This is a genomic window from Phenylobacterium sp. LH3H17 (genome assembly GCF_024298925.1).
Taxonomy (GTDB): domain Bacteria; phylum Pseudomonadota; class Alphaproteobacteria; order Caulobacterales; family Caulobacteraceae; genus Phenylobacterium.
This window is the reverse complement of the sequence record NZ_CP101283.1, coordinates 3,169,352-3,192,906: the sequence shown is the minus strand read 5'-3', so window position 1 is coordinate 3,192,906 and position 23,555 is coordinate 3,169,352. Positions and strand designations below refer to the sequence as shown.

Here is a 23,555-nt window from a genome sequence, read left to right as displayed (position 1 = left end):
TCGCCGGGCGGGGTTATGGCTGGGGCCACACGCCCACGAAGGATATCCCATGTCGAACGAGAGCCGCGCCCCGCGCCTGGCGGTGCTGATCGACGCGGAGAACGCCTCGGCCCGCATCGCCGAGGCCCTGTTCACCGAGATCGCCACCATCGGCGAGGCCAGCGCCCGGCGGATCTATGGCGACTTCTCCAGCGCCCAGATGAACCAGTGGACCAAGGTCCTGGCGCGGTTCGCCATCCAGCCGCAGCAGAACTTCGCCAACACCAAGGGCAAGAACGCCGGCGACATCGCCCTGGTCATCGACGCCATGGACCTGCTCAACGCCGGTCGGTTCGACGGCTTCTGCCTGGTCTCGTCGGACAGCGATTTCACGCGGCTGGCCTCGCGCATCCGCGAGGAGGGGGTGTCGGTCTACGGCTTTGGCGAGCAGAAGACGCCCGAGAGCTTCCGCCAGGCCTGCACGCGCTTCATCTATACGGAGAACCTGACCGCGCCCCTGGCCGAGACGCCGGTCAAGGGAGCTGCGGCCCCCCCGCCGGCCCCGGCCAAGCGCAAGGCCATCGAGGCCTTGCCGCTGATCGAGACGGTGATGGCCGACATCGACGACGACGAGGGCTGGGCCACGGTCAGCAACATCGCCAACCGCCTGCGCAACGCCTATCCGGACTTCGACCAGCGGACCTACGGGTTCGCGAAACTGTCGGACCTGATCCGCGCGACCGGGAAGTTCCAGGCCCAGGCGCTGGTGGGGGGTGGCTCGGTGCGGGTGCGGAAGAAGTAGGGGGTAGGGCCGCTGATGGGGGGTGTCCCCGAATTGGGATCGAGGTTGCCAAGCCTCCCGGTTGGTCGGAGGCTGTCGGACCGGGTCGCCGGCTGGAGATCTCCGATGAAGGCCCTGCTGTTCGCCGCCGCCATCCTTGTCGCCGCCGGCCCCGCGCGGGCGCAGCACGAGCACCATGCCGCCGAGCTGGGGGATGTGACGTTCGCGACGTCCTGCCGTCCCGAGGCGCAGGGGACGTTCAACCGGGCGATCGCCTGGCTGCACTCATTCGAATATGAGGAGGCCGAGAAGAGCTTCCTGGAGGCGGCCGCCGCCGATCCGAAGTGCGCCATGGCCCAGTGGGGCGTGGCGATGAGCCACTACCATCCGCTGTGGGCGCCGCCCGGTCCCGCGGAGCTGGAGAAGGGGGCCGCGGCCATCGCCAGGGCGCAGGCCCTGGGGGCGCCGACCGAGCGGGAGCGGGACTATGTGGCGGCCATGGCGGCCTTCTACCGGGACGCCGGCACGGTGGGCCATGGGCCCCGCGTGCTGGCCTATGTGGACGCCATGCGCAAGCTGCATCGGCGCCATCCGGCCGACCAGGAGGGGGCGGTGTTCTATGCGCTGGCCCTGATCGCGGCCGGGACCATGGACAATGACGAGAGCTTCGCCCGGGAGAAGGAGGCGGCCGCACTGCTGAACGCCGTGCTGGCGCGCCAGCCCCGCCATCCGGGCGTGTCGCACTACCTGATCCACAGCTACGACTACCCACCGCTGGCGCACCTTGCCCTGCCGGCGGCGCGCAGCTACGCCGGCATCGCGCCGGCCTCGGCCCACGCCCAGCATATGCCCTCGCATATCTTCACGCGGCTGGGCCTGTGGAAGGAGGCCATCGCCTCGGACCTCAAGGCGGAGGCGGCGGCCAAGGCCCATGCGGCGCGAAACAAGATGCCCGGCGCCTGGGACGAGCAGCTCCACGCCATGGACTATCTGGCCTATGCCTATCTGCAGCTCGGCGAGGACGCCAAGGCGCGCGGCGTGATCGACGAGCTCAATGCGATCGCGCGGGTCGATCCGCCGAACTTCAAGGTCGCCTATTCCATGGCCGCGATCCCGGCGCGCTACGCCCTGGAGCGGCGCCAATGGGCGGAGGCGGCGGCCCTGGCCCTGCCGGCGACGTCCGTGGCGGCCGTGCCCTGGGCGCGGTTCCGCTGGGCGGAAGCCCACATCCACTTCGCGCGCGCGGTCGGCGCGGCCCGCTCCGGCAAGGTCGAACTGGCGCGCGAAGAAGTCGGGCGGCTGGCCGAGATCGTCCAGGCCCTGCCGGCGAAGCCCGGCGAGTATGACTGGGGCAAGCAGGTCGATATCGAGCGCCAGATCGCCGCGGCCTGGCTGGCCAAGGCGCAGGGGCGGGGCGAGGAGGCGGTGGGCCTGATGCGGGCGGCCGCCGACCTGGACGACGCCACTGAGAAGCACCCGGTGACGCCGGGCCAGATCCTGCCGGCCCGCGAACAGCTGGGCGAACTGCTGCTGGAATTGAACCGCCCCGCCGAGGCCCTGGCGGAGTTCGAGGCCTCGCTGACCCGCGCCCCGGGACGCTATGGCGGGCTGTCAGGCGCGGCCCGCGCGGCCGACCTCGCCAAGCAAACGGCCAAGGCGGCGCGTTATCGGGGGATGTTGCCGGCCTGCGGCCCGACGTGCCCGCGGCCGGCGGCCTAGACCGCCAGGAACCGTTGGGCGCGCAGCGGCTTAGCTTAGTCTCACTCAAGGAGCGAACAGATGAGCCTCTTCGGCAAGATAATGGACAAGATCTTCAACCGGAAACCGGACGCAAAGCCGGCTCCCACCCAGGCGGCGCCTCAGGCGGCCCCCGCCGCGCCGGCCGCGACCCCGGCCGCGGCCGCACCCGTTGACGTGGAGGCGGTGCTCACCGCACTGGCGGCGCAGAAGGGCGGCGGCGGCAACTGGCGCACGTCGATCGTCGACCTGCTGAAAATGCTCGACCTCGATTCCAGCCTGACCGCCCGCACAGAGCTGGGCCAGGAACTGGGCGTGAAGGCCGGGGCGGACGGCAGCGCCGAGCAGAACATCGCCCTGCACAAGGCGGTCATGCGCAAGCTCGCCGAGAACGGCGGCCAGGTGCCAGCCAGCCTTCGCGACTAGGAACCCGCCGAGCCGCGCCCTGGGGCGCGGCGTCGAGGGTCATGGCAGGTGAGGCGGGCGGCCGACTAGCCCTAGAACAGGCCGGCACGCTGTCCGATGACGAAGATGGCGATGACCACCAGGATCACCTGGATGATCCAGTTCAGCGGCGAGGGGATGGGCATCATCCGGACCGCGTATAGGGCCAGGGCCAGGACGACGACGACGATGAGGATCAGGATGAGTATGGACATGAGTACCTAACCTCTACCTTGGCGCATGGTTCCATGCGTGTCCGGCGCATGAAAAAGGCCCCGTCGTCCGGAGACGACGGGGCCTATTCTATTGACCAGGCCTATTTGGCCGGATCGGTCGTCGGGGTGTTTTGAGTGGTCGCGCCGCCGTCGGCGTTGCCAGCCTGTTGCTCGATGATGTCGGCCTTCTCGTTGAGGGCCTTTTCCTGAGCTTCGTTCGGGGTGGCGGCGGCCTGGGCCTCCAGGGAGTCGGCCTTGGCTTCGGCGGCCTTGTCGGCCTGGCTTTCGCAGGCGGCGAGGCCGGTGAAGGCGAACAGGGCGGCGACGGCGAGGATGGTCTTTTTCATGTGTCTTCCCTTCCAGCTTGCCAGGCATCAACGCAGCTTCACCGGATTGGTTTCACGGGCGCGTGATCACGAATTTCATCGGCGCCCCACCGCTTCACAGTCCAGGAGCCGGAAGGGAACGATGCGTCCCGACGGACATTGAATGGGGACGCGCGACGCGTATTGGCCCCGCGGACTCTCTTCCCCTGGAGGCTGCGGGGCCTCTGACGCGGCTCTCTAGACTGCGAGCCGCCCGCCGAAAAATAATGGTCAACAAGCGGAGCCATTCCCGCCGGGGAGCGTTGGTGTGGGTACGGAGGACCAACAATGACCATGACCACGACGCCGTGCGACGGGCCGACGAACGACTTCCGGACCGACCTGATCGGCCTCATTCCCCACATGCGCGCCTTCGCGCGATCGCTCTGCAACGACCGGTCCTATGCCGACGACCTGGCGCAGGACGCGCTGGCCAAGGCCCTGGCGTCGGAAAAGAGCTTCACCATGGGGACCAATATGAAAGCCTGGGTCTTCATGATCCTGCGCAACCAGTTCTATTCTGACATGCGCCGCGCCTGGCGCTCGCAGCCGCTGGATCCCGAGGTGGCCGAGCGGACCCTGGTCTCGATTTCCGACCCGACCGCCAGCCTGGAGCTCGACGAGCTGCGCCGGGCCCTGGCCATGCTGCCGGCCGACATGCGCGAAGCCCTGATCCTGGTGGGGGCTGGGGGCATGTCCTACGAAGAGGTCAGCGCGATCAGCGGCGTGGCGGTGGGCACGGTGAAGAGCCGGGTCAGCCGGGCGCGCGACCGCCTGGCCCTGATCTATGCCGAGGGCGAGATCGACGGCGACAATGCGCTGCCGAGCGGCGCCATGGCGGCGATCATGGCCCAGCTGGACACCTATTCGCGCGCGCGCGCGGCTTAGCTGACGGCTGAGTGCGCCCCATCGGGGGAAGCTGTCGGCGAAGCCGACTGAGGGTGGTTTGACTCGCTTTCGGGCGCTTCAACCCCCTCCGTCACTCTCCGCTTCGCTCCGAGCGCCACCTCCCCCAAACCGCGCTGCGCGCTGGGGGAGGATCTGGGCGGCGCCTTGCTTGAGCAACAGTGGCCCTGACCAGTCCCTCGAGATGCTCCCCCTCTGGGGGAGCTGTCAGCGAAGCTGACTGAGGGGGACTTTGACTCGCTTTCGCGGGCTTCAACCCCCTCCGTCACTCTCCGCTTCGCTCCGAGCGCCACCTCCCCCAAACCGCGCTGCGCGCTGGGGGAGGATCTGGGCGGCGCCTTGCCTCAGCAACAGCGGCCCTTCCAGATGCTCCCCCCCTGGGGGAGCTGTCAGCGAAGCTGACTGAGGGGGACTTTGACTCGCTTTCGGGCGCTTCAACCCCCTCCGTCTCTCCGCTTCGCTCCGAGCCACCTCCCCCAAACCGCGCTGCGCGCTGCGGGAGGATCTGGGTTTCCTAATTGATCCGAATGTTGTGGAACGCCGGTCGCGCGATCGTCGTTAAGGGGCCTTCGAACACCGAGGCCCTTCCATGTCGCAATCCCCATTCACCCTGCTCAGGCCCTGGCTCTTCGGCGCCTGCGTCGCCGCGGCGGTGGGGGCGATGGGCGGGGCGCTGCTGCGGCCGACCCCGGCGGACGCACGGCCGGTGGCCTTCCCGCAACTGCTGATCCTGGCGCAGAACGACAGCCAGGAACGCGACCCGTGGTTGGCCCCCTAGCCCGGCGGGCGAGCTTGACTTCAGCACGCGGGGGCGTAGGCGTCGATCATGGTTAACGATTCAAAGCTCGACCGGACCTTCGCGGCCTTGTCCGACCCGACGCGGCGCGCCCTGCTGAAGCAGCTGCGCCAGCGTCAGGGCATGTCGGTCTCCGAGCTCGCCGCGCCCTTCGCCATGTCGCTGCCGTCAGTCATGAAGCACCTGGACGTGCTGTCGGACGCCGGACTGATCAGCCGCAGCAAGACCGGCCGCAAGGTTACGTGCCGGCTGACGCCGGAGCCGATGCAGGACGCGGTCGGCTGGCTGGCGGAGTACGAGGTCTGCTGGGAGCCGGAGCCGCCGGCCGTCACCTTCGGGGAAGAGCGCGAGCGGCTTTAGGCGCGACCGCGGCAAGATGAGGCGATCGGCGGGTTGCGACGATTAAGTCGGCCCGCGTCACGCCTTCGCCGTCATTTATGCGTTATGGGCGGGACGGACCGCGGGGCGCGGCCGACAGCTGGAGCGGAACGTGAGCAGATTTTCGACCGTGATCGTGGCGGCGGGCCTCCTGGCCCTGGGCGGTTGCGGAGAGGCCGGCAAGAGCGCCGGCGCCGGGCAGGACAAGTATGCGGGCCTCGATGTGGCGATCCGCGGCTGGCACGACTCGATCGTGGCCTCGGACGCCGAGTGCAAGGCCAAGGACGGCAAGGGCTGCCAGGCCTTCGAGGTGGCCTGCAAGGGCGAGCGCGAGATCGCCCCGGCCGAGCAGGCCAAGGGTGTCACGACCAAGATCGTCGTGGCCATGAGCTGGGAAGGCTGGGACGAGGCCCGGGCCGAGTACCGGGCGCAGTCCGGCTTCGCGGAATTCAACAAGGTCGGCGACGCCTGGACGCGCACCAAGGTGGGCCCGGTGAACCTGGCGAGCTGCGCGGAGGTCTAGGCGAGCGCCGCCTATTCCGGCAGGTCGGCGACGCAGGCCAGCAGCCAATCGCGGAAGGCGACGATCTTTGCCGAGCGCCGGCGGTCCTTGGGGTAGGCCAGCCAATAGCCCCCGCCCAGCGGCATGGTGGCCTTGAACGGGCGCACCAGCCGCCCAGCGGCGATCTCGGTCTGGAAGAGGATCGGCGAACCGAGCGCCACCCCCTGGCCGGCCAGGGCCGAGGCCACCTCCAGGGTCTGGGTGTCGGCCATCAAGCGGGGCGGGGCGCTGGGTCCGGGCGTCGCCACCCCGGCGAAGTGGAACCAGGTCGCCCACTCGTCCGGCGAGCCGATCCGCGGGGCGGCCAGCAGGTCCTCGGGCCTTTCCAGCCCGCCCAGGCTCTCGCGCATTTGCGGCGTGCAGAGGGGCGTCTGCTCGGACGGGAACAGGTAGTGGGCCTCGATGCCCGGCCAGTCGCCATAGCCGCCGCGCACCGCCACATCCAGGTTCTCGTGGATCAGGTCCACCAGCCGGCTGCTGGCCTCCAGCCGCACGGCGAGCTTGGGATGGGCGACCTGGAAGGCGCCGATCCGCGGCGCCAGCCACTGGGTGGCCAGGGTCTGCATGGTGGTGACGGCCAGCACGCCCTCGCCGGTCTCGGTGAGATCGTCCAGCGCCGCGCGCAGCAGGTTGACCGCCTCGCCGGCGGCGCGGGCCAGCCGCTCGCCGGCCGGGGTCAGCACGACCTCGCGCGGCAGGCGCTGGAAGAGGGCCTGGTCCAGCCGGCGCTCCAGGGCCTTAACCTGCCAGCTCACCGCCGCCTGGGTGACGCCCAGCTCCTCGGCGGCGCGGGTGAAGCTCTTCAGGCGCGCGGCCGCCTCGAAGACCCGGATGGCGCTGAGCGGGATGGTGGCGAGGCTGTCTGACATAAGCTGTCCTAATGCATAGAGCAGGAGGACCCGTTTGTCACGGCGCCGCTCGAAGACGATCTTCTCCAGGCCCGGAAAGGACCGTGGCCGGAGAAAGACGATGGAAGAGTTGAGCAGGTTGCATAAGGACGTTCCCTTTGGCTGGGTCGCACTGCTGCGGGACGTCCTGGCCGCGCGCGCGGCGCGGCGGCAGGCGCGCCAGGGGCCGTGGGGCCCATACGTGAACACTCCGGCCCTGCCGGGCGACCTGCATCACCTGGCCGGGCCGCACTGAGCGAGAATCACCGGCCTTGTCGGAACGCTCTCCCGTCGCGCGTCCTATGGACGAAGCGATCATGAGGAGATGCAAGATGTCCTATGTCGACGGTTTCGTCCTGGCGGTCCCGAGGGGCAATCTCCAGGCCTACAAGGCGCTAGCCCGCCTCGCCGGGGAGGTCTGGATGGAGCATGGGGCGCTATCCTATGTGGAATGCATCGGCGACGACGTGCCGGTAGGCGAACTGACCTCGTTCCCCCGCGCGGTGCAGGCCAAGGACGACGAGATCGTGGTGTTCTCCTGGATCACCTACCCCTCGCGCGAAGCGCGCGACGCGATCAACGCCAAGGTGATGAGCGACCCGCGCCTGAAGCGCGATCCCGCCGACAACCCGTTCGACGGCAAGCGCATGATCTATGGCGGGTTCGAGAGCTTCATGGAGCTGTAGGGGCTCTCTCCACCGCCGCTCAGGCCGGCGCGGGGACGTCGGCGAACATCGGGGACGAGCGGGCGATTTCGAGTTCCTCGGCGGTCATCTCGATGGAGACGTCGGCGAACAGCGGGGTCGAGAGGTAGCGCTCGCCGGTGTCGGGCAGCATGCACAGGATGTTGGCCCCCTGCGGGGCGTCGCGGGCGACGCGCAGGGCGCCGGCCAGGGTGGCGCCGGCGGTGATGCCGACGAAGATGCCTTCCTTCTGCGCCAGGTCCTTGCTGCCACCCATGGCTTGCGCCATCTCGATGGGCAGGATCATGTCGGCCAGGCCCATATCCACCGCGTCTCCGGTCAGCTTGGGGATGAAGTCCGGGGTCCAGCCCTGCATCGGATGGGGCTTCCAGGCCGGGTGGCCCTCGGACGCCGAGCCGTCGGGGTTGCGGGCCTGGGGCGCGCCGCTGCCGAGCAAGGGGGCGTCCTGCGGTTCGCACACCACGATCTTGGTCTCGGGGCTTTCCTGGCGCAGCACGCGGCCGACGCCCTTCAGCGTGCCGCCCGTGCCGTAGCCGGTCACCCAGTAGTCCAGGCGCTCGCCTTCGAAGTCGCGGATGATCTCGCGTGCGGTGGTGGCAGAGTGGGTGTCGGGATTGGCCTCGTTCTCGAACTGGCGGGTCAGGAACCAGCCGTGCTTCTCGGCGAGCTCGACCGCCTTGGCGACCATGCCGGTGCCGCGATGGGCGGCGGGGGTGAGCACCAGCTTGGCCCCCAGGAAGCGCATCAGTTTGCGACGTTCGACGCTGAAACTGTCGGCCATCACCACGACCAGGGGGTAGCCCTTCTGCGCGCAGACCATCGCAAGGCCGATGCCGGTGTTGCCGCTGGTGGCCTCGATCACCGTCTGGCCGGGCTTCAGGGCGCCGGACTTCTCCGCGGCTTCGATGACCCCCAACGCCAGGCGGTCCTTGACCGAGCCCAGCGGATTGAAGGCCTCGACCTTGGCGTAGAGGTTCACATGGGACGGACCCAGCCGGTTGATCCGCACCACCGGGGTGTTTCCCACCGTCTGCAGGATGTTCTGAAACTTGGCCATATCGCGGATCTCCTCGAACGCGCTGAATGAGCGCCCGCGAAAAGCGCTGAGTCAATCGGCCGGCCGCAACTCATGAGCGGCCAGACTTTGCGTTCAGAGCCGCGAGGCGAGGTAGGCCGTGAGGGCGGGGATCGCCAGCAGGATGGCGACGTTCAGGACCACGTAGCTGACGGCAAGGATGGGCCGGCCGCGGCGATGGGATCGCAGAGCCATCTCGCTCAGCACCCCGGTGATCGGTCCGAACACGACCCAGGGGGACGCCCGCAGCAGGAGGATCCCTGCGCGTTTCGAAAGTTCCGCTCCAGAGGCGGCGGGGCGTTCCTGCGAAGGGCTGTTGAGAAGCACGTCAACCATTCCGTTCCGCGCCTCTCACTGTGACACAACTCGCCAAGACGCAGCGGCGGCGTCGCAGATGTCGTGCCAGCCAGCGTGCCTCGTTTACGGAATATTCACCAGATCTCCGCCCTTGACGACCCCCTTGGCGCGGGCCGGCGCCTCGATGGCGCCGCGCAGGCCACATCGCCTGGGCGCGGGTGACGGCCAGAGTCGGCGATGGCGAGTGGGGACCTGGGCGCGAGGGAGACCGAGCCGACCCTCCAAGATCCTCCCCCAGCGCGCAGCGCGATTCGGGCGAGGTGGCGCTCGGAGCGAAGCGTGGAGAGACGGAGGGGGTTGAAGTGCTCGAAAGCGAGTCAAAGTCCCCCGCAGTCAGCTTCGCCGACAGCTCCCCCAGAGGGGGAGCATCTCGGGCGAGGCGCTATTCTTTGACCGCGGCGATGTCCTGGAAGTAGGGGGCGACGTCGCCCTGCAGCTTCACGGTCATGGCGTTGCCCTTGCGATCGACGGTCTTGCCGACGCTGAGGCGGACCCAGCCTTCGCTGACGCAATATTCGTCGACATTGGTCTTCTCGACGCCCTTGAAGACGACGCCGACTCCGCGTTCGAGAGCCGCGGCGTCATGATAGGGGCTGTTCGGATTGACCGAGAGGCGGTCGGGGGGCGTGTCGCTCATGGCCGCCGTTTAGCGCCCTGAAGCGCGGAAGCCAATCGTCTTGGCGAAGCGGCGCCCGACCGAAGTCGGGCGCCTCGTCGGGCCTACTTCTTTTCTTCGATGGCGTCGGCCTTCGCGTCGGCGGCCTTTTCGGTCGCGTCGGCCTGGGCGCGCATGGAGTCGGCCTGTGCTTCGGCGTTGTTCTCGGCGGCGCCGGTCATGGTGTCGGCCTTGGCGTCCACGGCGTCGGCCTTGTTTTCCAGGGCGTCGGCCTTCAGTTCACCGGTGGCCTCGACGGCGTCGGCCTGGGCGTCGATGGCCTTGTCGGCGGGCTTGGAGCAGGCGGCGAGGGACAGGGCGGCGACGGCGGCGGCGGTTAGGGTGATGATGCGCATGGTAACGTCCTTGTGAGGTCTGAGCCCCCTAAGCGCGCGAAATCGATTCCGGTTTCCGTCAATCGAACCTTAAAGCCCGAACCCTAGAGTCGGTCGATCGGGATGGGAGACCGCTATGTCCGTCACCAGGACCTCGAGCGTGCGACGCGCCAGCGATCACTTCGAGCCCGACGCCATGCTCGACCCGCAGGCCCAGCGCCGGCTGCGCGGGCAGATGGAGCGGATCGACTACACCGTCTACGCCTCCAACCAGGAGGTCATCGCCCATGTGCTGGGCCATGCCGACGCGGGCAAGTTCCAGCGCCTGGCGGTGGCCGCGGCCATCGCCCGGGCGCAATGGGTGGCCGCGGCGCTCGCCTGCACCGAGACCTCCCAGCCCCCGAGTCCCGAGCAGGTGACCCACCTGGCGGAGATGCGCCTGGCCTTCGAGGAGCTGACCGAGGCCTATGAGGCCCTGCGGCGCATGGTCGAGCGGGGCTACCTGCCGTACCGGGCGGGCTAGCCGCCGGACTTTCGCCGCCGCGCAGGCCAGTCCAGCTCAACCCAGGCCGGGGCGTGGTCGCTGGCGCCTTCCAGACCGCGCACCGCCTTGTCGACGCCGGCGTCCCTCAGGCTTTGTTTCAAGACCGGGCTCAGCAGCAGGTGGTCGAGCCGCAGGCCGGCGTCTCGCGCCCAGCGCTGCCGCTTGTAGTCCCAGAATGTGTAGAGCCGCTCGCCCGGATGCCGGGCGCGCAGGGCGTCGGTCCAGCCCTGGGCCAGCAGGCGGGCGAAGGCCTCGCGGCTCTCCGGCTGCAGCAGGGCGTCGTTCGTCCAGGACTTGGTGGGATAGATGTCGAGGTCGGTGGGGACCACATTGTAGTCGCCTGCCAGGACCACGGGGACCTCGGCCTCGATCAGGGATGCGGCATGGGCGATCAGCCGCTCGAACCAGGCCAGCTTGTAGGCGAACTTCGGTCCCGGCTGCGGGTTGCCGTTGGGCAGGTAGAGGCAGGCGATCAGCACGCCCTCGACGGCGGCCTCGATGTAGCGGGCCTGGGTGTCGGCCGGGTCGCCCGGCAGGCCGCGGCGGACCAGGACCGGCTCGCGGCCGCGGGCGAGGATGGCCACCCCGTTCCAGGTCCGCTGGCCGGTCCAGACCGCGCCGTAGCCGGCGGCCTCCAGCGCCGCTGTCGGGAAGGCGCCCTGCTCGGCCTTCAGTTCCTGCAGGCAGACGACGTCCGGTCGGGCCTCGGCAAGCCAGCTCAGCAGGCCGTCGAGGCGTCGGACGACGTTGTTGATGTTGAAGGTCGCGAGCTTCATCGGCGAACAACGCGCGAGGGGCCGAATCCGCTAGGCGACGTCCAGGGAAACCGGCGTAGCCTGGCTTCGAACGGAGGACGACATGGCCGAACGAGCCCTTCCAACGGTGTTCGAGCTGACGCCGCTCAATCCCGTCTATCGCGCCGACCCGCACGTCCTGCTGGACGACCTGCGGGCCCGCTGCCCGGTGCATCGGGACGAGGCCTCGGGCAGCGTGGTGGTGACCCGCTACGCCGACGTCCGCGGCATGGTGTCGGACCGCACCCTGTGGCGCGACCCGATCCGCGCCGACGGCAAGTCGTTCCTGTCGCGGAGCCTGGTCGGGGCCGACGCCGATCCGGACAATCGCGGCGAGACCACCAGCATCCTGCTGCTGGACGATCCCGACCATGCGCGCATCCGACAGCCCCTGACCCAGGCGCTCTACGCCCGGGTGGCCAAGTTCCGGCCCGAGGTGGAGCGGATCGTCGACGAGGCCCTGGACCGCATCGTCCCGGGCAAGCCGTTCGACCTGATGAGCGCCTTCTGCGTGCCGATCCCCATCGACGTGATCGCCTCGATCCTGGGGGTCGACCATGACCGGCTGGCGGAGTTCCGGGTCTGGTCGGAGGATGTGATCCAGAACCTCAATCCGTTCCGCAACGAGGAGCAGACGGCGCGGATGGAGGCGTCGAGCGCGGCGCTGACCGAATACTGGACGCAGACCATCGCGGCGCGAAAGGCCGCGCCGCGCGACGACCTGATCTCCGACATGACGCGGCTGCAGGCGCAGGGCGCGCCGATCAGCGACATCGAGCTGCGGATCAATCTGGGCGCCCTGCTGGTCGGCGGCAACTTGACCACCACCGACCTGATCGGCAACGCCGTGCGGCTGTTGCTGACCCATCCCGGAGAGCTGGCCAAGCTGCGGGCCGATCCGGGCCTTGTGAGCGCCGTGGTCGAGGAGACCCTGCGCTACGAGCCGCCGGTGGACATCACCGGGCGGGTGGCGTCGCGGGAGATGGAGGTGGGCGGCTGTCCGGTGGCGACGGCGGAGTCCTTCATGTTCTCGCTGCGCGCGGCCAATCGCGACCCGGAGGCCTTCGAGGACCCGCACCGCTTCGATGTGGCGCGCAAGCACAAGCCACACGTGGCGTTCGGCGGCGGGGCGCACATCTGTATCGGGGCGCCCCTGGCGCGGCTGGAGGCCCAGGTGGCGCTGGTGCGGCTGTTCGACCGCTTCCCGAACCTGCGGCTGGCCGATCCGGCGGCCGAGCCGGTGTGGCGGACCCTGCCGTTCTTCCGGGGGTTGGAGCGGCTGGAGGTGGTGGCGTAACGAGTCCCTTCTCCCCTTGCGGGTGGCCTTGCGGAGCAAGGTCGGATGAGGGGTTTCTCAGAACTCTCGGGTGGCGGTGGGCCGATGAACCGCTGCCTTAGCTGCAATGCGGTGTCCGCTAAGCTCGGGAGGGGGCATTCCCCTGACGCCGGGAGGCTGGCGCGGGCATCTGCGTTGTGGCTTGATGTGTGCCGATAGAGGGAGCATCGCCATGCCGCGCCCGGTGCACTTCGAGATCCATGCCGCCGACTTCGAGCGGGTTAAGGCGTTCTACTCGGCCTTGTTCGGCTGGAGGTTTACGAAGCTGCCGCAGCCTGGCATCGAGTTCATCGTAACCGGCGCCGACGGGCCGGGGATCGACGGCGCCCTGATCCCGCGAATTGGCCCAAATCCCGACCCCCAGGAGCCAACGCCGGTGGTCGGATACATCTGCACCCACGAGGTCGATGACGTGGACGCCACAGTCGCAAAGGCGCTGTCGCTCGGCGGCGTGCAGGCTCTGCCGAAGATGGCAATCCCGGGCGTGGGGTGGCTCGCCTACATGAAGGACACCGAGAGCAACATTTTCGGCCTGATGCAGCCGGATACGGCCGCGGCCTGAGCCCCGGGGCGGCGCCCTGACCCACGTCCGCTTGGGCTCGGAGGCGGACTCGCGACCTCATCACTCACAACCAGGCGGACAGGGTGGTGCGACCCCTCATCCGACCCTGCTCCGCAAGGCCACCTTCTCCCGCAAGGGGGAGAAGGGACATCGTCACACGACTGCTCGCCCAATTTCTCGCTCACCCGCCAAGAGGATCGCCACGGCCTGCAGGGCCTGGGCGAGGACGTCGCGGCGGGCCTGGCCGCCGAGGGAGATGCGCAGGCCGTTGCGCGAACCGGGACCCGCGGCGAAGGAGTCCGCGGTGACCAGGGAGAGGCCGCGCTGGGCGGCGCTGGCGCGTAGGCCCGCGGCGTCGCGGCCCGGGGGGAGGTCCAGCCAGACATGGACGCCGTCCGGGCCGCCGACGGCCCCCGGCAGAATCTCGTGGGCCAGGGCCTGGCGGGCGCGGGACTCGGCGCGGATGGCGGCCAGCAGGTGTTCGGCGGCGCCCTCGCGGATCCAGGCTGTGGCCACGGCCGCGGTCAGCGGCGAGGCCATCAGGGAGAGCGCGCGCAGGGCGAGCGCCAGGCGCTGGGCGGCCGCAGCGTCGGGGGCGGCGACGAAGGCGGTGCGCAGGCCGGGCGACAGGGCCTTGGAGAGGGTGGCCACGTGCCAGACGTTCTCCGGATCGAGGGCGGCCAAGGCGGGCAGGGGCGCGGCCGGCAGGCGGCCATAGGCGTCGTCCTCGATGATGGGGACCTGGGCGGAGCGGGCGATGCGCGCCACGTCCTGTCGCCGCGCCAGGCGCATGGTGGTGGCGACAGGGTTCTGCAGGGTGGGGATCAGATAGATCGCCTTGGGGCGCTGCTCGGCGCAAAGGCGCTCCAGGGCCTCGGGCACGACGCCTTCGCCGTCGGTTGGGCAGGGGATGACGCGCAGGCCCAGGTGGGCGGCCAGGGCCAGCGCGCCGGGATAGGTCAGGGGTTCCGCCACCAGGGCGTCGCCGCGGCGCATCAGGGTGGTGAACAGGGCCGCCAGCGCGGTCTGGGCGCCCGGCGAGACCAGGAGGCGCTCGGGGGCGACCTCGCCCAGGGTCGGGGTCAGCCAGGCGGCGCCGGCGGCGCGCTGGGCCAGCGACCCCGCGCCGGGATGGTAGGCCATGAGCGCGGCGGGATCGGTGCGCTCGAGGATCGCCCGGCTGGTCTCCTTCAGCATCCGGCCCAGCGACAGGCCGAGCGGCGGCGGCGGCAGGTTCATGGAGAGGTCGATCAGGCCCGCCTCGTCCTCGGCGGCGCGGCCGGCCACGAAGGTGCCGCGGCCCACGGCGCCCTCCACCAGGCCGCGCGCCCGGGCGGCGGCGTAGGCCCGGGTGACGGTGGTGAAGTCGACGCCGAGCTGGGCGGCCACGGCGCGCTGCGCCGGGAGTTGCTCGCCGGCCTGAAGCTCGCCGTCGGCGATGGCGGCCGAAAGCGCCTTGAGGATGGCCAGGTAGATCGGGCCCTCGTCGCGGTCGATGCGGGCCAGCCAGCGGGCGGTCGGGAGGCTCATGGTTGCAAGTCCAGCGGGAAGTACATACATTAGTGCACAATTGTATGCACGAATTCAAGGATTGTCTGCATGCCCCACGACCCGCCGCTGCCGATCGTCTCAGGCCTGCGCTGCCGGTGCCCGCGCTGCGGCGAGGGCAGGCTGTTCGCCGGCTTCCTGACCGTGGCCAAGTCGTGCGACCGCTGCGGCCTGGACTACAGCTTCGCAGACCCCGCCGACGGCCCGGCCTTCTTCGTGATGAGCGGCGTCGGGATCGTGGTCATCGCCCTGTTCACCTGGGCCGAGGTTGTCTGGCATCCGCCGATGTGGGTCCACCTGGCGACCACCTTCCCGGGCCTGGTCCTCGCCTGCCTGGCTAGCCTGCGGCCGGTGAAGGCCTGGCTGGTGGCCTCGCAATACTTCCACAAGGCCGAGGAGGCTCGCTTCTCCAGCCTGGGCGGTCATGGCGAGGGCGGCTTCGGCCGGCGCGGCCGGGCCCGCGATTAAAGTTACCCCGGCACGGAACGCTCGCGAGTCTCGCGTATTCATCTGATGCGAAGGCTTGGTCGCCCCCGACACCGCCTTCGCCTGAGCCCCGGATCTCCCCAAGAGCGCCGGGGCTCCCTCATGCCTGCGACAATCTCACGGCTTGGCGAACGCCGTCATTTCCGCCACAAAGGCGCCATGTTTTGAAGACGTGGCGCCCTCGGGCGACAATGTCTGCCTGTGGGGACAGGCGAGGGCGCTTCCGGCACGGTCGGAGGCGCCCTTTTCGTATCTGGATGGCGGAAGGGCGGCGCGTTCCAACCCCCTCCGTCACGCCGCCGAAGAGGCGACGCGCCACCTCCCCCTCATCGCGCTGCGCGCTGGGGGAGGATCTATAACCGCATGGATGCTCCCCTTCTGGGGGAGCTGTCAGCGAAGCTGACTGAGGGGGACTTTGACTCCCTGGGGCCTCTAGAAAATCACCTTTTCCTCGCCCCACCAGAGGGGGGACTTGGGCAGGTCGATGAAGCGGGCCTCGTCTTCCAGCAGCAGGCGGCCGGCGGCCTTGGCGGCCTCGTTCTGGGCGCCCACGGCCAGGTCCTCGAAGCTGTCCCACCAGAGCTGGGCGACCCCGTCATAGCCCTCGGGCCCGCCGCGGGCGACGCGAAGGTCGGCGGAGACTTCGGCCGGCAGGCTGTGCAGCTGGACGTAGCGCCTGATGCGCAGGGTCTCGCGGACGCTGGCGACCAGGGGCGCGTGAGTGTTCAACCAGTAGTCCTGGAAGGCCTCGCGGGTGAACTCCGGGCGGCGGATGAGGGCGAAGGTGAGCTTGATCATGGGTGGGTCCTGGACGGGTCTTGGCCGACAGGGGCATGGAGATTCAGCAAGAAGTCAAAGTCCCCCTCAGTCAGCTTCGCTGACAGCTCCCCCAAGAGGGGAGCATCTGGGTTGCGTCGATCCAGATCCTCCCCCAGCGCGCAGCGCGAATTGGGGGAGGTGGCGCGTCGCCTCTTCGGCGACGTGACGGAGGGGGTTGAAGCCCACTACCTCGCGGGTAATCGCGGGTGTTGCGGCGGGGCGGCAAGGTGGCGACGTCAACAAGCCAAGGAGCACGCCCCATGACCCAAGCCATCGCCGAGGCCTATATCGCCGCCTGGAACGAGACCGACGGCGCGGCCCGCAAGGCCAGGATCGCGCAGGCCTTCGCCGCCGACGCCACCTATGTGGACCCGCTGGCCGCCGTGGCCGGCCATGCCGGGGTCGAGGCCCTGATCGCCGGGGTCCAGGACCGCTTCCCGGGCTTCCGCTTCGCCCTGATCGGCGCGGCCGACGGGCATGGCGACCATGTCCGCTTCTCCTGGGGCCTGGGTCCCGACGGGGCCGCCGACGCGCCGATCAAGGGCACCGACTTCTGCCGCCTGGAGGATGGGCGGCTGAAGACCGTGACCGGGTTCCTAGACCAGGTCCCGGCCGCGGCCTGAGCGGAGACAGGCGCCGCGCTCCCCCGCGGCGTCTGTTACGCCGTGCCCATCCAGCGGTGCAGCAACGGCAGGACCTGTTCGGCGGGCTGGTAGCCGCGGGTGACCACGCCATAGGTCCCGTCGGCGCTGGGGCCGGCCACCAGGGTCGGGAAGCCGGTGACGCCGGCCCGTTGGGAGGTCCCGTAGTCGGCCCAGGTCTCGTGCTTGAGGTCGTCGGTCTCGAAGTCGGCCAGGAAGGCCTCGCGGTCGACGCCCAGTTCGGCGGCGAGGTCGGCCAGGGTCTCGGGCTTCGTGACGTCCTGGTTCTGCGCGTAGAAGGCCTGCTGGACCCGGCCGAGATAGACGAGCGCCTTCTCCGGGTCCTCGCGGCGGACGCGGACCACGGCGCGGGCCGCCGGGTCGGTGTCGTATAGAAAGCCCGGCCGGTCCAGCACGGCGCCGTCGAAGGGCAGGCCGGTGGCCTCATGCACGTGGCCCCAGTGGCCGACCAGCTCGGCCTTGGCCTTGTCGGTGGTGGGGGTGTCCGTGCCCGGGCGCAGGCCGCCCATGACCAGGCGGATCGGCAGGGACCGGCCGAAGGCCTGGCGGATCTGGCCGATCACCGGCGAGAAGCCGTAGCACCACGAGCACATCGGATCGGCGAAGTAGATCAGGTGGGGTGTTTCCATGTCGCGATCCTTGGCGCGCTGCGGCCGGCGCCCCTAGACTAGGATCGACCGACCCGCTCGGCGAGCCCCCGGAGACCGCGATCCTTGAAAGACTGAGCGCCAGACCGCCCCAGCCCCTGGATCCACTTCTTTCGGACGATTCCAATGACCCATGACCTGCGCCTTCGCGCGGCCGAGCCAGGCGATATCCAAGCCGTGCGAGCCATCGAGCGCGCCTCCGCCAGACGGTTCCTCGACACTGACCGGGCCTGGCTGGCCGACGACGAGCCCACGGACGCCGAGACCCTGGCCGAGCGGGTGGCCGAGAACGGCCTGCTGGTCGCCTGCGAGGGCGAGGTCCCGGTGGCCTTCGTGATGTTCCGCCAGGTCGAAGGCTGCGGATATGTCGAGCAGGTGGACGTCCTGCCCAGCCATGAGCGGCGGGGGATCGGGGCGCGGCTGATCGCGGCGGTGGCCGACCTGGCGCGGGCGCGCGGCTGGCCGGCGCTGACGCTCTCGACCTTCAAGGACGTGCCGTTCAACGCGCCCTACTACCGGCGATTGGGGTTCGAGGATGTCGAGGTGCTGACCCCAGGCATGGCCGAGATCCGCGCGGAGCACGAGGCGCGGGGGCTCGATGAGAGCACGCGGGTGTTCATGCGGCGGGAGGTGTAGCGACGGCCAGATCCTCCCCCAGCGCGCAGCGCGGTTTGGGGGAGGTGGCGCGCGTAGCGTCAGCGGAGCGTGACGGAGGGGGTTTCATCCACGCCGGATGAGTCAAAGTCCCCCTCAGTCAGCTTCGCTGACAGCTCCCCCAGTGGGGGGAGCATCTTGAGCCCCCTAGGCCGCCAGCCTGGCCAGCTCCGCGCGGCTGTCGGCCACCGCCTGGTCGCGCGCGTCGGGACCGTAGCCGATCTTCTCGGCGCGGATGAAGGTGACGTCGGTCATGCCGATGAAGCCCAGCAGTTGGCGCAGATAGGGCTCCTGGAAGTCCGCGGCCTGGGCCGGGCCTTCGCTATAGAGGCCGCCGCGCGCCTCCACGACGATCACCCGCTTGCCCTCGATCAGACCCTTCGGACCGGCCTCGGAATAGCTGAAGGTCACGCCGGGGCGCAGGACGTGGTCGAACCAGGTGCGCAGGGTGGTCGGGATGCTGAAATTGTACATCGGCGCACCGATGACGATGGTGTCGGCGGCGCGCAGCTCGGCGATCAACTCGTCGGACAGGGCGCGGGAGGCCAGCTCGGCCGGCGTGGTCGCCTGAGCGCGGACGCCGGCGACGGTTTCCAGGGTCAGGTGCGGAATGGGGGCGGCGGCGAGGTCGCGGAACACCAGGGTGGCGCCGGGATCGCGCTGGGTGAGCTCGGTGACCGCGTCGGCGACCAGGAGGCGGGAGACGGAGGCCTCGCCGCTGAGGCTGCTGTTGAGAACCAGGATATTGGACATGACACTCCTCCAAGAGCGCTGATGAATTGATGTCCTGGAGGTGGGGGTCCACATCGTGCAACAGTAGCACCACATAACGCACCAGATTGTTGCGTGCAGAGGAACGCTTGCATCATGGAGCTGGATGACATCCGGGCCTTTGTCGAGGTCGCCGAGGCCGGCGGTTTCGGCCGGGCGGGGCAGCGGCTGGCGCTGTCGAAGTCGATGGTCAGCCGCCGGGTCGCGCGGCTGGAAGCCTCGCTGGGCGCCCAGCTCCTGAGCCGCACCACGCGCGGGGTGGCGCTCACCGAGGCGGGGATGGAATTCAAGGAGCACGCCGACCGGGTCCTGGCCGAACTGGAGGCGGCGCGGGACTCGCTGGCCCAGCGCGGCGAGGAGATCGTCGGCAGCCTGCGGGTGGCAGCCCCCCTGTCGTTCGGCATGACCCACCTGGCGCCGGTGCTGGCGGAGCTGGCCGTGCGTCATCCGAGGCTGGCGGTGACGGCCTCCTACAGCGACCGGTTCGTCGACCTGATCGGCGAGCGGTTCGACGTGGCCGTGCGGCTGGGCAACCTGGCCGACTCCAGCCTGATCGCCCGGCGGATCGCCCCGATCAACGCCGCGGTGGTGGCGAGCCCGGCCTATCTGGAACGCCGTGGGACGCCACTGACGCCCGAGGACCTGGTGGGCCACGACGCCCTGCTGCAGGGCCAGGAGGCCTGGTCGTTCCGCGACGGCAGGAAGCTGATCACCATCCGCCCGGAGGGCCGCTTCAAGGCCGACAGCGGCCAGGCCCTGGTGGCCGCGGCGGTGGCGGGCCTGGGGATCGCCGCCCTGCCGACCTTCCTGGCCGGCCACGCCATCGAGGCCGGGGAACTGGTCCCGCTGCTGCAGGACTACCCGATCCCGGAGGCGGGGCTCTATGTGGTCCGGCCGCCGCCGGCCAGCCACATGCCGGGCAAGGTCCGGGCGCTCACCGAGCTGCTGGTCGAGCGCTTCGGCGGCGAGCCCTACTGGGACGTCTGCCACAAGGCGCGGGAGGCCTACAGGACCAGGATGGGGACCTAGGGCATGCGCCGAGCGTCCGCCCTCAGTCGGCCGCTGCGAAATGCGCCATCTGATCCGCGTGCGCCTTGACGAAGGCCGGACGAGCCGTGGCGCGCGCGACATAGGCGCGGCAGGCGGGATAGTCCGCCAAGCCGTCGAACCGATCGACCAGGCGCAGCACGTCGGCCATCAGGATGTCGGCGATGGAGAAGGTCGCGGCGAGCCATTCGCGTCCCGCCAGGACCGGCTCCAAGTGCTGGAGCCGGTGGGCCTTGAGGAACCCGTCGAAGAGCTTCCAGACCCCCGTGTCCTTGCTCTCGCCGGAGAACATCAACAGCGACCAGGGCAGGCTCGCCATCTCCACGGAATTCAGGGCCGCGAACAGCCACTCCTTGGCGTCGCTGCGACCGCGGCGATCGGCGGGCAGCAGCGCATCGCTAAGCTCGCCGAGGTGCAGCAGGATCGCGCCGCTCTCGAAGATCGAGAGGTCGCCGTCGGTCAGCCAGGGCGCCTGGCCGAAGGGCTGGTGCGCGAAATGCCCGGCCTCGCGGTCCCGGAACGGCGTGCTCTCGACGCGGTAGGGCAACCCGGCCTCTTCCAGCGCCCAGCGCACACGGATGTCACGCACAAAGCCGCGAGGCGCCTCGGGAACCCAGTCGAAGGTGGTGAGGGTCAGGTCGCTCATTCGGCGTCTCCAAGAAACACTACCAGCTTGTCGACAAGGCCGTTCCAGCCTGCCCGGTGACTTTCGCGCGCCGCCTCGTCGGGAAGGCGCTCGTGGATCAGGGTCAGCTCAGAGCCGCCGTCGAACGGCTCGATCAGGAAGGTGACCAGCGACTCCCGCTCCGGGGCTCCGGGCCATTCCCAGGTGAAGACCAGCTTCCTGTCGGGAACCACCTCCCGATAGACCCCGGTGGGGTTGTGCTCCTCGCCGTTCAGCAGACGAAACACGACGCTGAGCCGGCCACCGGGGCGCACGTCGGCCTCGGCCCGGATCGTGGGCCCGGCGTCCGGACCCCACCACTGGATCATCAGTTCGGGCTGGGTGATCGCCGCATAGACCTTGGCGGGCGAGGCCTTGATGCGGCGCACGATGGTCACGCTGGGGAGGGTCATGGCTCGCCATCCTGTTCGACGAGCGCGACAAGCCTATCGAGGCTAACGGTCCAGAAACGCTCGTAGCGTTGCAGCCAAGCCATCGCCTCCTGCATCGGCCCGGGCGAAAGGTTCACCGACACGGTGCGGCCGGTCTTGGTGCGTGTGATCAATCCCGCGTCGGACAGGACATCCAGATGCTTCATCATCCCCGGAAGCTTCAGCGAAAACGGCCGGGCGAGTTCGCTCACCGAAAGGCCCGGCTCGTCGTTCAGCCGCAGCAGGATGTAGCGCCGGGTGGGATCGGCGAGCGCCGCGAACGTGCGGTCGATAGCGGAGACTTGAAACTTCACCATGTAGCGAAGTGTTGTCCGACTGACGACGGGAGTCAAGCGACCCGCGCGTCAGGCCGAAGCACCCCGGGACAGCAGGAAGGCGAAGCCGCGCAGCACGGCTTGCTCCAGGCGCTCGGCGGCCGCCGGGTCCTCCTGTCTATGGACGGCCGAGGCTATGCCGCGTCCAAGCACCCAGAACACCAGCGCGATGTCCTCGGCCCGGTCCGGCGGCGCCCTGTCGTCGTCGCGCACGGCGCTCTGGAACACCTCAAGCGCCTGCTGTTCGGCCGCGCGAACGGCGAGATTGCCCGACAGGCTCGGCTCGGTCTGCATGAGGGCGTAGAGGTGCGGATTGCGTCGGATGAAGGTGAGCAGGGCCGCCGACGCCGCGTCGATCTGGTGGGGGAACCTGCCGCTGGCCCTGGCGCGCTCGATCTTCCCGGTGAGCTCGCGCCAGCCATCGACCGCGACGGCGGCCAGCAGGGCGTCCTTGTTGGCGAAGTGGTAGTAGAGGCTGGCCACCCCGCTGCCCACCTCGGCGGCGATGAGCCTAAGCTGCAGGGCCTCGGCCCCACCCTTGTCGACCAGGCTGCGCGCCGCATCCAGGGCGCGGCGGCGCAGGGTTCCGGCGATGGCGATCTTGGGGCGCGTCATCTGGTGGCCGTCCTTCGGAGACGGCCGGGAACATGAACGATCAGGCGCGCCGCAACCAGCCTAGAGCCTGGCCGGCAGGACGACCTTCATCTCCTCGTAGCCCTTCACGAAGACCGAGTAGCTGCGCTTCGGCTCTTCCAGGAGCTGGATGTCGGGGAAGCGCTTCATGATCTCTTCCCAGATGATGGTGAGCTGCAGCTCGGCCAGGCGGTTGCCCACGCAGCGGTGGATGCCGAACCCGAAGGACATGTGCTGGCGCGGTCGCGGGCGATCGATGATGTAGCTGTCGGGGTTCTCGATCACCGACCCGTCGCGGTTGCCCGAGACGTACCACATGACCACCTTGTCGCCGGCCTTGATGGTCTTGCCGCCCAGCTCGAAGTCCTGGGTCGCGGTCCGGGACATGTGGGCGAGCGGGGTCTGCCAGCGGATTGTCTCGGAGACCATGGACGGGATCAGGGCCGGATTGGCGCGCAGCTTGGCGTACTGGTCGGGGTTCTGGTTCAGCGCCAGGACCGAGCCGGAGATGGTGTTCCGCGTGGTGTCGTTGCCGCCGATGATCAGCAGGGCGACGTTGGCGTGGAACTCCGCCATCGTCATGTTCCGGGTCTCCTCGCCGTGGGCCAGCATGGAGATCAGGTCGCCGGTGGGCGGGGCGTTGACCCGTTGGTTCCAGAGCTCGGTGAAGTAGCCGAAGCACTCGGCCATGGTCTCGCGCAGCTCCTGCAGGCTGGCGGCGCCGCCGCCGAAGCCCGGCGGGGTGGTCATGGCGTCGGACCAGCGGGTGAGCTTGCGCCGCTCGTCGAAGGGGAAGGCGAACAGGGTCGCGAGCGTCATGGTGGTCAGCTCCTTCGACACCAGGTCGACCCAGTCGAAGGGCTCGCCGACCGGCAGGCTGTCGAGGATCAGGCCGGCCCGCTCGCGGATCAGCGGGGCCATGATCGAGAGCGCGTGGGGCGACAGGGCCGGGCTCACCGTCTTGCGCTGCACGTCGTGGCGCGGCGGATCCATGGCGATGAAGTTGGTGGCGGTGTTGTTGGGGTCGCGGAACCCCTGGGCGGCCTTGGGCGAGAGCGTGATGCCCTTGGCCGAGGAGAAGACCTGATGGTTGGAGTCCACCGCCATGATGTCGTCGTAGCGGGTGATCGACCAGTAGGGGCCGTAGTTGCTGTCGGGCGTGAAGTGGACCGGGGACTCGGCGCGCAGGCGCTCGAAGATCGGCCACATGGCGTCGTCGCGGAAGAGCGAGGCGCGGGCCGGGTTGAGCTCCGCGAGCGGGGTCTCGTAGGCGGCCTTGCGTGCGGCGGCGCGTTTGTCCTTCAGAATGTCCGTCGTTCCGTCAGCCATCGCCGCGCCTCTCAGGTCGAAGCGCCCGGGGCCGGGCGCGGAGCTATCGAGACGCTTCGAACAATGTTCCACAAGGGGGTGTGGTGCGAGGCGCGAGGCTCGCGCGTTTTCTCCAAG

General features: G+C 69.5%; 33 protein-coding genes. 16 read left to right on the top strand and 17 right to left on the bottom strand.

The features are described 5' to 3' along the window. Nucleotides 1-49 precede the first annotated feature (49 nt). The 3 genes from M9M90_RS15705 to M9M90_RS15695 all read left to right on the top strand — a co-directional run bounded on the left by M9M90_RS15705 (nt 50) and on the right by M9M90_RS15695 (nt 2,923). On the top strand, nt 50-781 hold the full coding sequence (locus M9M90_RS15705) for an NYN domain-containing protein (RefSeq protein WP_254834166.1): 732 nt from the start codon (nt 50-52) through the stop codon (nt 779-781). 105 nt (nt 782-886) lie between these two features. Next, nucleotides 887-2,479: a hypothetical protein gene (locus tag M9M90_RS15700; protein ID WP_254834165.1), complete on the top strand. Its 1,593-nt coding sequence runs from the start codon at nt 887-889 to the stop codon at nt 2,477-2,479. Nucleotides 2,480-2,539: 60 nt separating this feature from the next. Then, entirely contained in the window at nt 2,540-2,923 is a 384-nt protein-coding gene (locus tag M9M90_RS15695; protein WP_254834164.1) for a DUF3597 domain-containing protein, read from the top strand. 71 nt (nt 2,924-2,994) lie between these two features. On the opposite strand, the gene M9M90_RS15690 is transcribed toward M9M90_RS15695, so the two are convergent. Then, nucleotides 2,995-3,156 carry a hypothetical protein gene (locus M9M90_RS15690; protein ID WP_254834163.1) on the bottom strand — a complete coding sequence of 54 codons (162 nt, stop codon included), beginning with the start codon at nt 3,154-3,156 and terminating at the stop codon, nt 2,995-2,997. A gap of 101 nt (nt 3,157-3,257) precedes the next feature. After that, nucleotides 3,258-3,503, bottom strand: a complete 246-nt coding sequence (locus M9M90_RS15685) for a hypothetical protein (RefSeq protein ID WP_254834162.1) — start codon at nt 3,501-3,503, stop codon at nt 3,258-3,260. 306 nt (nt 3,504-3,809) lie between these two features. Between M9M90_RS15685 and M9M90_RS15680 the strand changes: the two genes are divergently transcribed. The 4 genes from M9M90_RS15680 to M9M90_RS15665 all read left to right on the top strand — a co-directional run bounded on the left by M9M90_RS15680 (nt 3,810) and on the right by M9M90_RS15665 (nt 6,124). After that, complete coding sequence (locus M9M90_RS15680) at nt 3,810-4,409, top strand: sigma-70 family RNA polymerase sigma factor (protein ID WP_254834161.1); 600 nt, start codon at nt 3,810-3,812, stop codon at nt 4,407-4,409. A 607-nt stretch (nt 4,410-5,016) separates the two neighbouring features. Beyond that, on the top strand, nt 5,017-5,205 hold the full coding sequence (locus M9M90_RS15675) for a hypothetical protein (protein WP_254834160.1): 189 nt from the start codon (nt 5,017-5,019) through the stop codon (nt 5,203-5,205). Between the two features lie 48 nt (nt 5,206-5,253). Further along, nucleotides 5,254-5,583: a helix-turn-helix transcriptional regulator gene (locus tag M9M90_RS15670; protein ID WP_254834159.1), complete on the top strand. Its 330-nt coding sequence runs from the start codon at nt 5,254-5,256 to the stop codon at nt 5,581-5,583. Nucleotides 5,584-5,713: 130 nt separating this feature from the next. Beyond that, nucleotides 5,714-6,124, top strand: a complete 411-nt coding sequence (locus tag M9M90_RS15665) for a hypothetical protein (protein ID WP_254834158.1) — start codon at nt 5,714-5,716, stop codon at nt 6,122-6,124. Between the two features lie 11 nt (nt 6,125-6,135). Here the strand turns inward: M9M90_RS15665 and M9M90_RS15660 are convergent, their stop codons facing one another. Beyond that, nucleotides 6,136-7,032, bottom strand: coding sequence for a LysR substrate-binding domain-containing protein (locus M9M90_RS15660; protein WP_254834157.1), 897 nt, complete (start codon nt 7,030-7,032; stop codon nt 6,136-6,138). A gap of 109 nt (nt 7,033-7,141) precedes the next feature. Here M9M90_RS15660 and M9M90_RS15655 point away from each other — a divergent pair, with 109 nt between their 5' ends. After that, the gene (locus M9M90_RS15655; protein ID WP_254834156.1) at nt 7,142-7,306 is read left to right on the top strand and encodes a hypothetical protein; all 165 of its coding nucleotides are present in this window, start codon (nt 7,142-7,144) and stop codon (nt 7,304-7,306) included. Nucleotides 7,307-7,382: 76 nt separating this feature from the next. Next, entirely contained in the window at nt 7,383-7,736 is a 354-nt protein-coding gene (locus M9M90_RS15650) for a DUF1428 domain-containing protein (protein ID WP_254834155.1), read from the top strand. 19 nt (nt 7,737-7,755) lie between these two features. On the opposite strand, the gene cysK is transcribed toward M9M90_RS15650, so the two are convergent. The 4 genes from cysK to M9M90_RS15630 all read right to left on the bottom strand — a co-directional run bounded on the left by cysK (nt 7,756) and on the right by M9M90_RS15630 (nt 10,197). After that, on the bottom strand, nt 7,756-8,811 hold the full coding sequence (gene cysK / locus M9M90_RS15645) for a cysteine synthase A (RefSeq protein ID WP_254834154.1): 1,056 nt from the start codon (nt 8,809-8,811) through the stop codon (nt 7,756-7,758). A 93-nt stretch (nt 8,812-8,904) separates the two neighbouring features. Next, nucleotides 8,905-9,165, bottom strand: coding sequence for a hypothetical protein (locus M9M90_RS15640; RefSeq protein ID WP_254834153.1), 261 nt, complete (start codon nt 9,163-9,165; stop codon nt 8,905-8,907). Nucleotides 9,166-9,568: 403 nt separating this feature from the next. Continuing rightward, entirely contained in the window at nt 9,569-9,823 is a 255-nt protein-coding gene (locus M9M90_RS15635; protein ID WP_254834152.1) for a DUF3297 family protein, read from the bottom strand. Nucleotides 9,824-9,906: 83 nt separating this feature from the next. Beyond that, nucleotides 9,907-10,197 (bottom strand): hypothetical protein, encoded by a 291-nt coding sequence (locus tag M9M90_RS15630; RefSeq protein ID WP_254834151.1) that lies wholly within the window; start codon nt 10,195-10,197, stop codon nt 9,907-9,909. A gap of 115 nt (nt 10,198-10,312) precedes the next feature. Here M9M90_RS15630 and M9M90_RS15625 point away from each other — a divergent pair, with 115 nt between their 5' ends. Then, nucleotides 10,313-10,699 carry a hypothetical protein gene (locus M9M90_RS15625; RefSeq protein WP_254834150.1) on the top strand — a complete coding sequence of 129 codons (387 nt, stop codon included), beginning with the start codon at nt 10,313-10,315 and terminating at the stop codon, nt 10,697-10,699. On the opposite strand, the gene xth is transcribed toward M9M90_RS15625, so the two are convergent. Further along, a complete protein-coding gene (gene xth / locus M9M90_RS15620; protein WP_254834149.1) occupies nt 10,696-11,496 on the bottom strand; it encodes an exodeoxyribonuclease III in 801 nt (266 codons plus the stop codon). The two genes, M9M90_RS15625 and xth, sit on opposite strands and share 4 nt — an antisense overlap. Nucleotides 11,497-11,578: 82 nt before the next feature. Here xth and M9M90_RS15615 point away from each other — a divergent pair, with 82 nt between their 5' ends. Both M9M90_RS15615 and M9M90_RS15610 read left to right on the top strand, forming a co-directional pair. Next, the gene (locus tag M9M90_RS15615) at nt 11,579-12,811 is read left to right on the top strand and encodes a cytochrome P450 (protein ID WP_254834148.1); all 1,233 of its coding nucleotides are present in this window, start codon (nt 11,579-11,581) and stop codon (nt 12,809-12,811) included. A 211-nt stretch (nt 12,812-13,022) separates the two neighbouring features. Then, nucleotides 13,023-13,412 (top strand): VOC family protein, encoded by a 390-nt coding sequence (locus M9M90_RS15610; RefSeq protein WP_254834147.1) that lies wholly within the window; start codon nt 13,023-13,025, stop codon nt 13,410-13,412. Nucleotides 13,413-13,565: 153 nt separating this feature from the next. Here the strand turns inward: M9M90_RS15610 and M9M90_RS15605 are convergent, their stop codons facing one another. Then, a complete protein-coding gene (locus M9M90_RS15605) occupies nt 13,566-14,942 on the bottom strand; it encodes a PLP-dependent aminotransferase family protein (protein WP_254834146.1) in 1,377 nt (458 codons plus the stop codon). Nucleotides 14,943-15,011: 69 nt separating this feature from the next. Here M9M90_RS15605 and M9M90_RS15600 point away from each other — a divergent pair, with 69 nt between their 5' ends. Continuing rightward, nucleotides 15,012-15,428 (top strand): DUF983 domain-containing protein, encoded by a 417-nt coding sequence (locus M9M90_RS15600; RefSeq protein WP_254834144.1) that lies wholly within the window; start codon nt 15,012-15,014, stop codon nt 15,426-15,428. 450 nt (nt 15,429-15,878) lie between these two features. Here the strand turns inward: M9M90_RS15600 and M9M90_RS15595 are convergent, their stop codons facing one another. After that, a complete protein-coding gene (locus tag M9M90_RS15595; protein WP_254834143.1) occupies nt 15,879-16,244 on the bottom strand; it encodes an EthD domain-containing protein in 366 nt (121 codons plus the stop codon). Nucleotides 16,245-16,525: 281 nt separating this feature from the next. Here M9M90_RS15595 and M9M90_RS15590 point away from each other — a divergent pair, with 281 nt between their 5' ends. Beyond that, on the top strand, nt 16,526-16,888 hold the full coding sequence (locus M9M90_RS15590; RefSeq protein WP_254834142.1) for a nuclear transport factor 2 family protein: 363 nt from the start codon (nt 16,526-16,528) through the stop codon (nt 16,886-16,888). 35 nt (nt 16,889-16,923) lie between these two features. Here the strand turns inward: M9M90_RS15590 and M9M90_RS15585 are convergent, their stop codons facing one another. Next, nucleotides 16,924-17,556 carry a DsbA family protein gene (locus tag M9M90_RS15585; RefSeq protein ID WP_254834141.1) on the bottom strand — a complete coding sequence of 211 codons (633 nt, stop codon included), beginning with the start codon at nt 17,554-17,556 and terminating at the stop codon, nt 16,924-16,926. A gap of 144 nt (nt 17,557-17,700) precedes the next feature. Between M9M90_RS15585 and M9M90_RS15580 the strand changes: the two genes are divergently transcribed. After that, nucleotides 17,701-18,210, top strand: a complete 510-nt coding sequence (locus M9M90_RS15580) for a GNAT family N-acetyltransferase (RefSeq protein ID WP_254834140.1) — start codon at nt 17,701-17,703, stop codon at nt 18,208-18,210. Between the two features lie 165 nt (nt 18,211-18,375). On the opposite strand, the gene M9M90_RS15575 is transcribed toward M9M90_RS15580, so the two are convergent. Further along, entirely contained in the window at nt 18,376-18,981 is a 606-nt protein-coding gene (locus M9M90_RS15575; RefSeq protein WP_254834139.1) for an FMN-dependent NADH-azoreductase, read from the bottom strand. Between the two features lie 114 nt (nt 18,982-19,095). On the opposite strand from M9M90_RS15575, the gene M9M90_RS15570 reads away from it, so the two are divergent. After that, nucleotides 19,096-20,028 (top strand): LysR family transcriptional regulator, encoded by a 933-nt coding sequence (locus M9M90_RS15570; protein WP_254834138.1) that lies wholly within the window; start codon nt 19,096-19,098, stop codon nt 20,026-20,028. 22 nt (nt 20,029-20,050) lie between these two features. On the opposite strand, the gene M9M90_RS15565 is transcribed toward M9M90_RS15570, so the two are convergent. The 5 genes from M9M90_RS15565 to M9M90_RS15545 are packed head-to-tail and all read right to left on the bottom strand — an operon-like array spanning nt 20,051 to nt 23,438. Then, nucleotides 20,051-20,692 (bottom strand): glutathione S-transferase family protein, encoded by a 642-nt coding sequence (locus M9M90_RS15565; protein ID WP_254834137.1) that lies wholly within the window; start codon nt 20,690-20,692, stop codon nt 20,051-20,053. Further along, nucleotides 20,689-21,123 carry an SRPBCC domain-containing protein gene (locus M9M90_RS15560; RefSeq protein WP_254834136.1) on the bottom strand — a complete coding sequence of 145 codons (435 nt, stop codon included), beginning with the start codon at nt 21,121-21,123 and terminating at the stop codon, nt 20,689-20,691. Before M9M90_RS15560 ends, M9M90_RS15565 begins: the two co-directional genes overlap by 4 nt. Continuing rightward, nucleotides 21,120-21,494, bottom strand: a complete 375-nt coding sequence (locus M9M90_RS15555; protein ID WP_254834135.1) for a helix-turn-helix transcriptional regulator — start codon at nt 21,492-21,494, stop codon at nt 21,120-21,122. Before M9M90_RS15555 ends, M9M90_RS15560 begins: the two co-directional genes overlap by 4 nt. Before the next feature lie 12 nt (nt 21,495-21,506). Further along, nucleotides 21,507-22,091: a TetR/AcrR family transcriptional regulator gene (locus M9M90_RS15550; RefSeq protein ID WP_254834134.1), complete on the bottom strand. Its 585-nt coding sequence runs from the start codon at nt 22,089-22,091 to the stop codon at nt 21,507-21,509. 60 nt (nt 22,092-22,151) lie between these two features. Further along, nucleotides 22,152-23,438, bottom strand: coding sequence for a cytochrome P450 (locus M9M90_RS15545; protein ID WP_254834133.1), 1,287 nt, complete (start codon nt 23,436-23,438; stop codon nt 22,152-22,154). Nucleotides 23,439-23,555: the final 117 nt, after the last annotated feature.

What these genes read in the sequence shown, in the direction of transcription:
- M9M90_RS15705 (WP_254834166.1), top strand. Translation starts at nt 50, where the DNA reads ATGTCGAACGAGAGCCGCGCCCCGCGCCTGGCGGTGCTGATCGACGCG.
- M9M90_RS15700 (WP_254834165.1), top strand. Translation starts at nt 887, where the DNA reads ATGAAGGCCCTGCTGTTCGCCGCCGCCATCCTTGTCGCCGCCGGCCCC.
- M9M90_RS15695 (WP_254834164.1), top strand. Translation starts at nt 2,540, where the DNA reads ATGAGCCTCTTCGGCAAGATAATGGACAAGATCTTCAACCGGAAACCG.
- M9M90_RS15690 (WP_254834163.1), bottom strand. Translation starts at nt 3,156, where the DNA reads ATGTCCATACTCATCCTGATCCTCATCGTCGTCGTCGTCCTGGCCCTG.
- M9M90_RS15685 (WP_254834162.1), bottom strand. Translation starts at nt 3,503, where the DNA reads ATGAAAAAGACCATCCTCGCCGTCGCCGCCCTGTTCGCCTTCACCGGC.
- M9M90_RS15680 (WP_254834161.1), top strand. Translation starts at nt 3,810, where the DNA reads ATGACCATGACCACGACGCCGTGCGACGGGCCGACGAACGACTTCCGG.
- M9M90_RS15675 (WP_254834160.1), top strand. Translation starts at nt 5,017, where the DNA reads ATGTCGCAATCCCCATTCACCCTGCTCAGGCCCTGGCTCTTCGGCGCC.
- M9M90_RS15670 (WP_254834159.1), top strand. Translation starts at nt 5,254, where the DNA reads ATGGTTAACGATTCAAAGCTCGACCGGACCTTCGCGGCCTTGTCCGAC.
- M9M90_RS15660 (WP_254834157.1), bottom strand. Translation starts at nt 7,032, where the DNA reads ATGTCAGACAGCCTCGCCACCATCCCGCTCAGCGCCATCCGGGTCTTC.
- M9M90_RS15650 (WP_254834155.1), top strand. Translation starts at nt 7,383, where the DNA reads ATGTCCTATGTCGACGGTTTCGTCCTGGCGGTCCCGAGGGGCAATCTC.
- cysK (WP_254834154.1), bottom strand. Translation starts at nt 8,811, where the DNA reads ATGGCCAAGTTTCAGAACATCCTGCAGACGGTGGGAAACACCCCGGTG.
- M9M90_RS15640 (WP_254834153.1), bottom strand. Translation starts at nt 9,165, where the DNA reads ATGGTTGACGTGCTTCTCAACAGCCCTTCGCAGGAACGCCCCGCCGCC.
- M9M90_RS15635 (WP_254834152.1), bottom strand. Translation starts at nt 9,823, where the DNA reads ATGAGCGACACGCCCCCCGACCGCCTCTCGGTCAATCCGAACAGCCCC.
- M9M90_RS15630 (WP_254834151.1), bottom strand. Translation starts at nt 10,197, where the DNA reads ATGCGCATCATCACCCTAACCGCCGCCGCCGTCGCCGCCCTGTCCCTC.
- M9M90_RS15625 (WP_254834150.1), top strand. Translation starts at nt 10,313, where the DNA reads ATGTCCGTCACCAGGACCTCGAGCGTGCGACGCGCCAGCGATCACTTC.
- xth (WP_254834149.1), bottom strand. Translation starts at nt 11,496, where the DNA reads ATGAAGCTCGCGACCTTCAACATCAACAACGTCGTCCGACGCCTCGAC.
- M9M90_RS15615 (WP_254834148.1), top strand. Translation starts at nt 11,579, where the DNA reads ATGGCCGAACGAGCCCTTCCAACGGTGTTCGAGCTGACGCCGCTCAAT.
- M9M90_RS15610 (WP_254834147.1), top strand. Translation starts at nt 13,023, where the DNA reads ATGCCGCGCCCGGTGCACTTCGAGATCCATGCCGCCGACTTCGAGCGG.
- M9M90_RS15605 (WP_254834146.1), bottom strand. Translation starts at nt 14,942, where the DNA reads ATGAGCCTCCCGACCGCCCGCTGGCTGGCCCGCATCGACCGCGACGAG.
- M9M90_RS15600 (WP_254834144.1), top strand. Translation starts at nt 15,012, where the DNA reads ATGCCCCACGACCCGCCGCTGCCGATCGTCTCAGGCCTGCGCTGCCGG.
- M9M90_RS15595 (WP_254834143.1), bottom strand. Translation starts at nt 16,244, where the DNA reads ATGATCAAGCTCACCTTCGCCCTCATCCGCCGCCCGGAGTTCACCCGC.
- M9M90_RS15590 (WP_254834142.1), top strand. Translation starts at nt 16,526, where the DNA reads ATGACCCAAGCCATCGCCGAGGCCTATATCGCCGCCTGGAACGAGACC.
- M9M90_RS15585 (WP_254834141.1), bottom strand. Translation starts at nt 17,556, where the DNA reads ATGGAAACACCCCACCTGATCTACTTCGCCGATCCGATGTGCTCGTGG.
- M9M90_RS15580 (WP_254834140.1), top strand. Translation starts at nt 17,701, where the DNA reads ATGACCCATGACCTGCGCCTTCGCGCGGCCGAGCCAGGCGATATCCAA.
- M9M90_RS15575 (WP_254834139.1), bottom strand. Translation starts at nt 18,981, where the DNA reads ATGTCCAATATCCTGGTTCTCAACAGCAGCCTCAGCGGCGAGGCCTCC.
- M9M90_RS15570 (WP_254834138.1), top strand. Translation starts at nt 19,096, where the DNA reads ATGGAGCTGGATGACATCCGGGCCTTTGTCGAGGTCGCCGAGGCCGGC.
- M9M90_RS15565 (WP_254834137.1), bottom strand. Translation starts at nt 20,692, where the DNA reads ATGAGCGACCTGACCCTCACCACCTTCGACTGGGTTCCCGAGGCGCCT.
- M9M90_RS15560 (WP_254834136.1), bottom strand. Translation starts at nt 21,123, where the DNA reads ATGACCCTCCCCAGCGTGACCATCGTGCGCCGCATCAAGGCCTCGCCC.
- M9M90_RS15550 (WP_254834134.1), bottom strand. Translation starts at nt 22,091, where the DNA reads ATGACGCGCCCCAAGATCGCCATCGCCGGAACCCTGCGCCGCCGCGCC.
- M9M90_RS15545 (WP_254834133.1), bottom strand. Translation starts at nt 23,438, where the DNA reads ATGGCTGACGGAACGACGGACATTCTGAAGGACAAACGCGCCGCCGCA.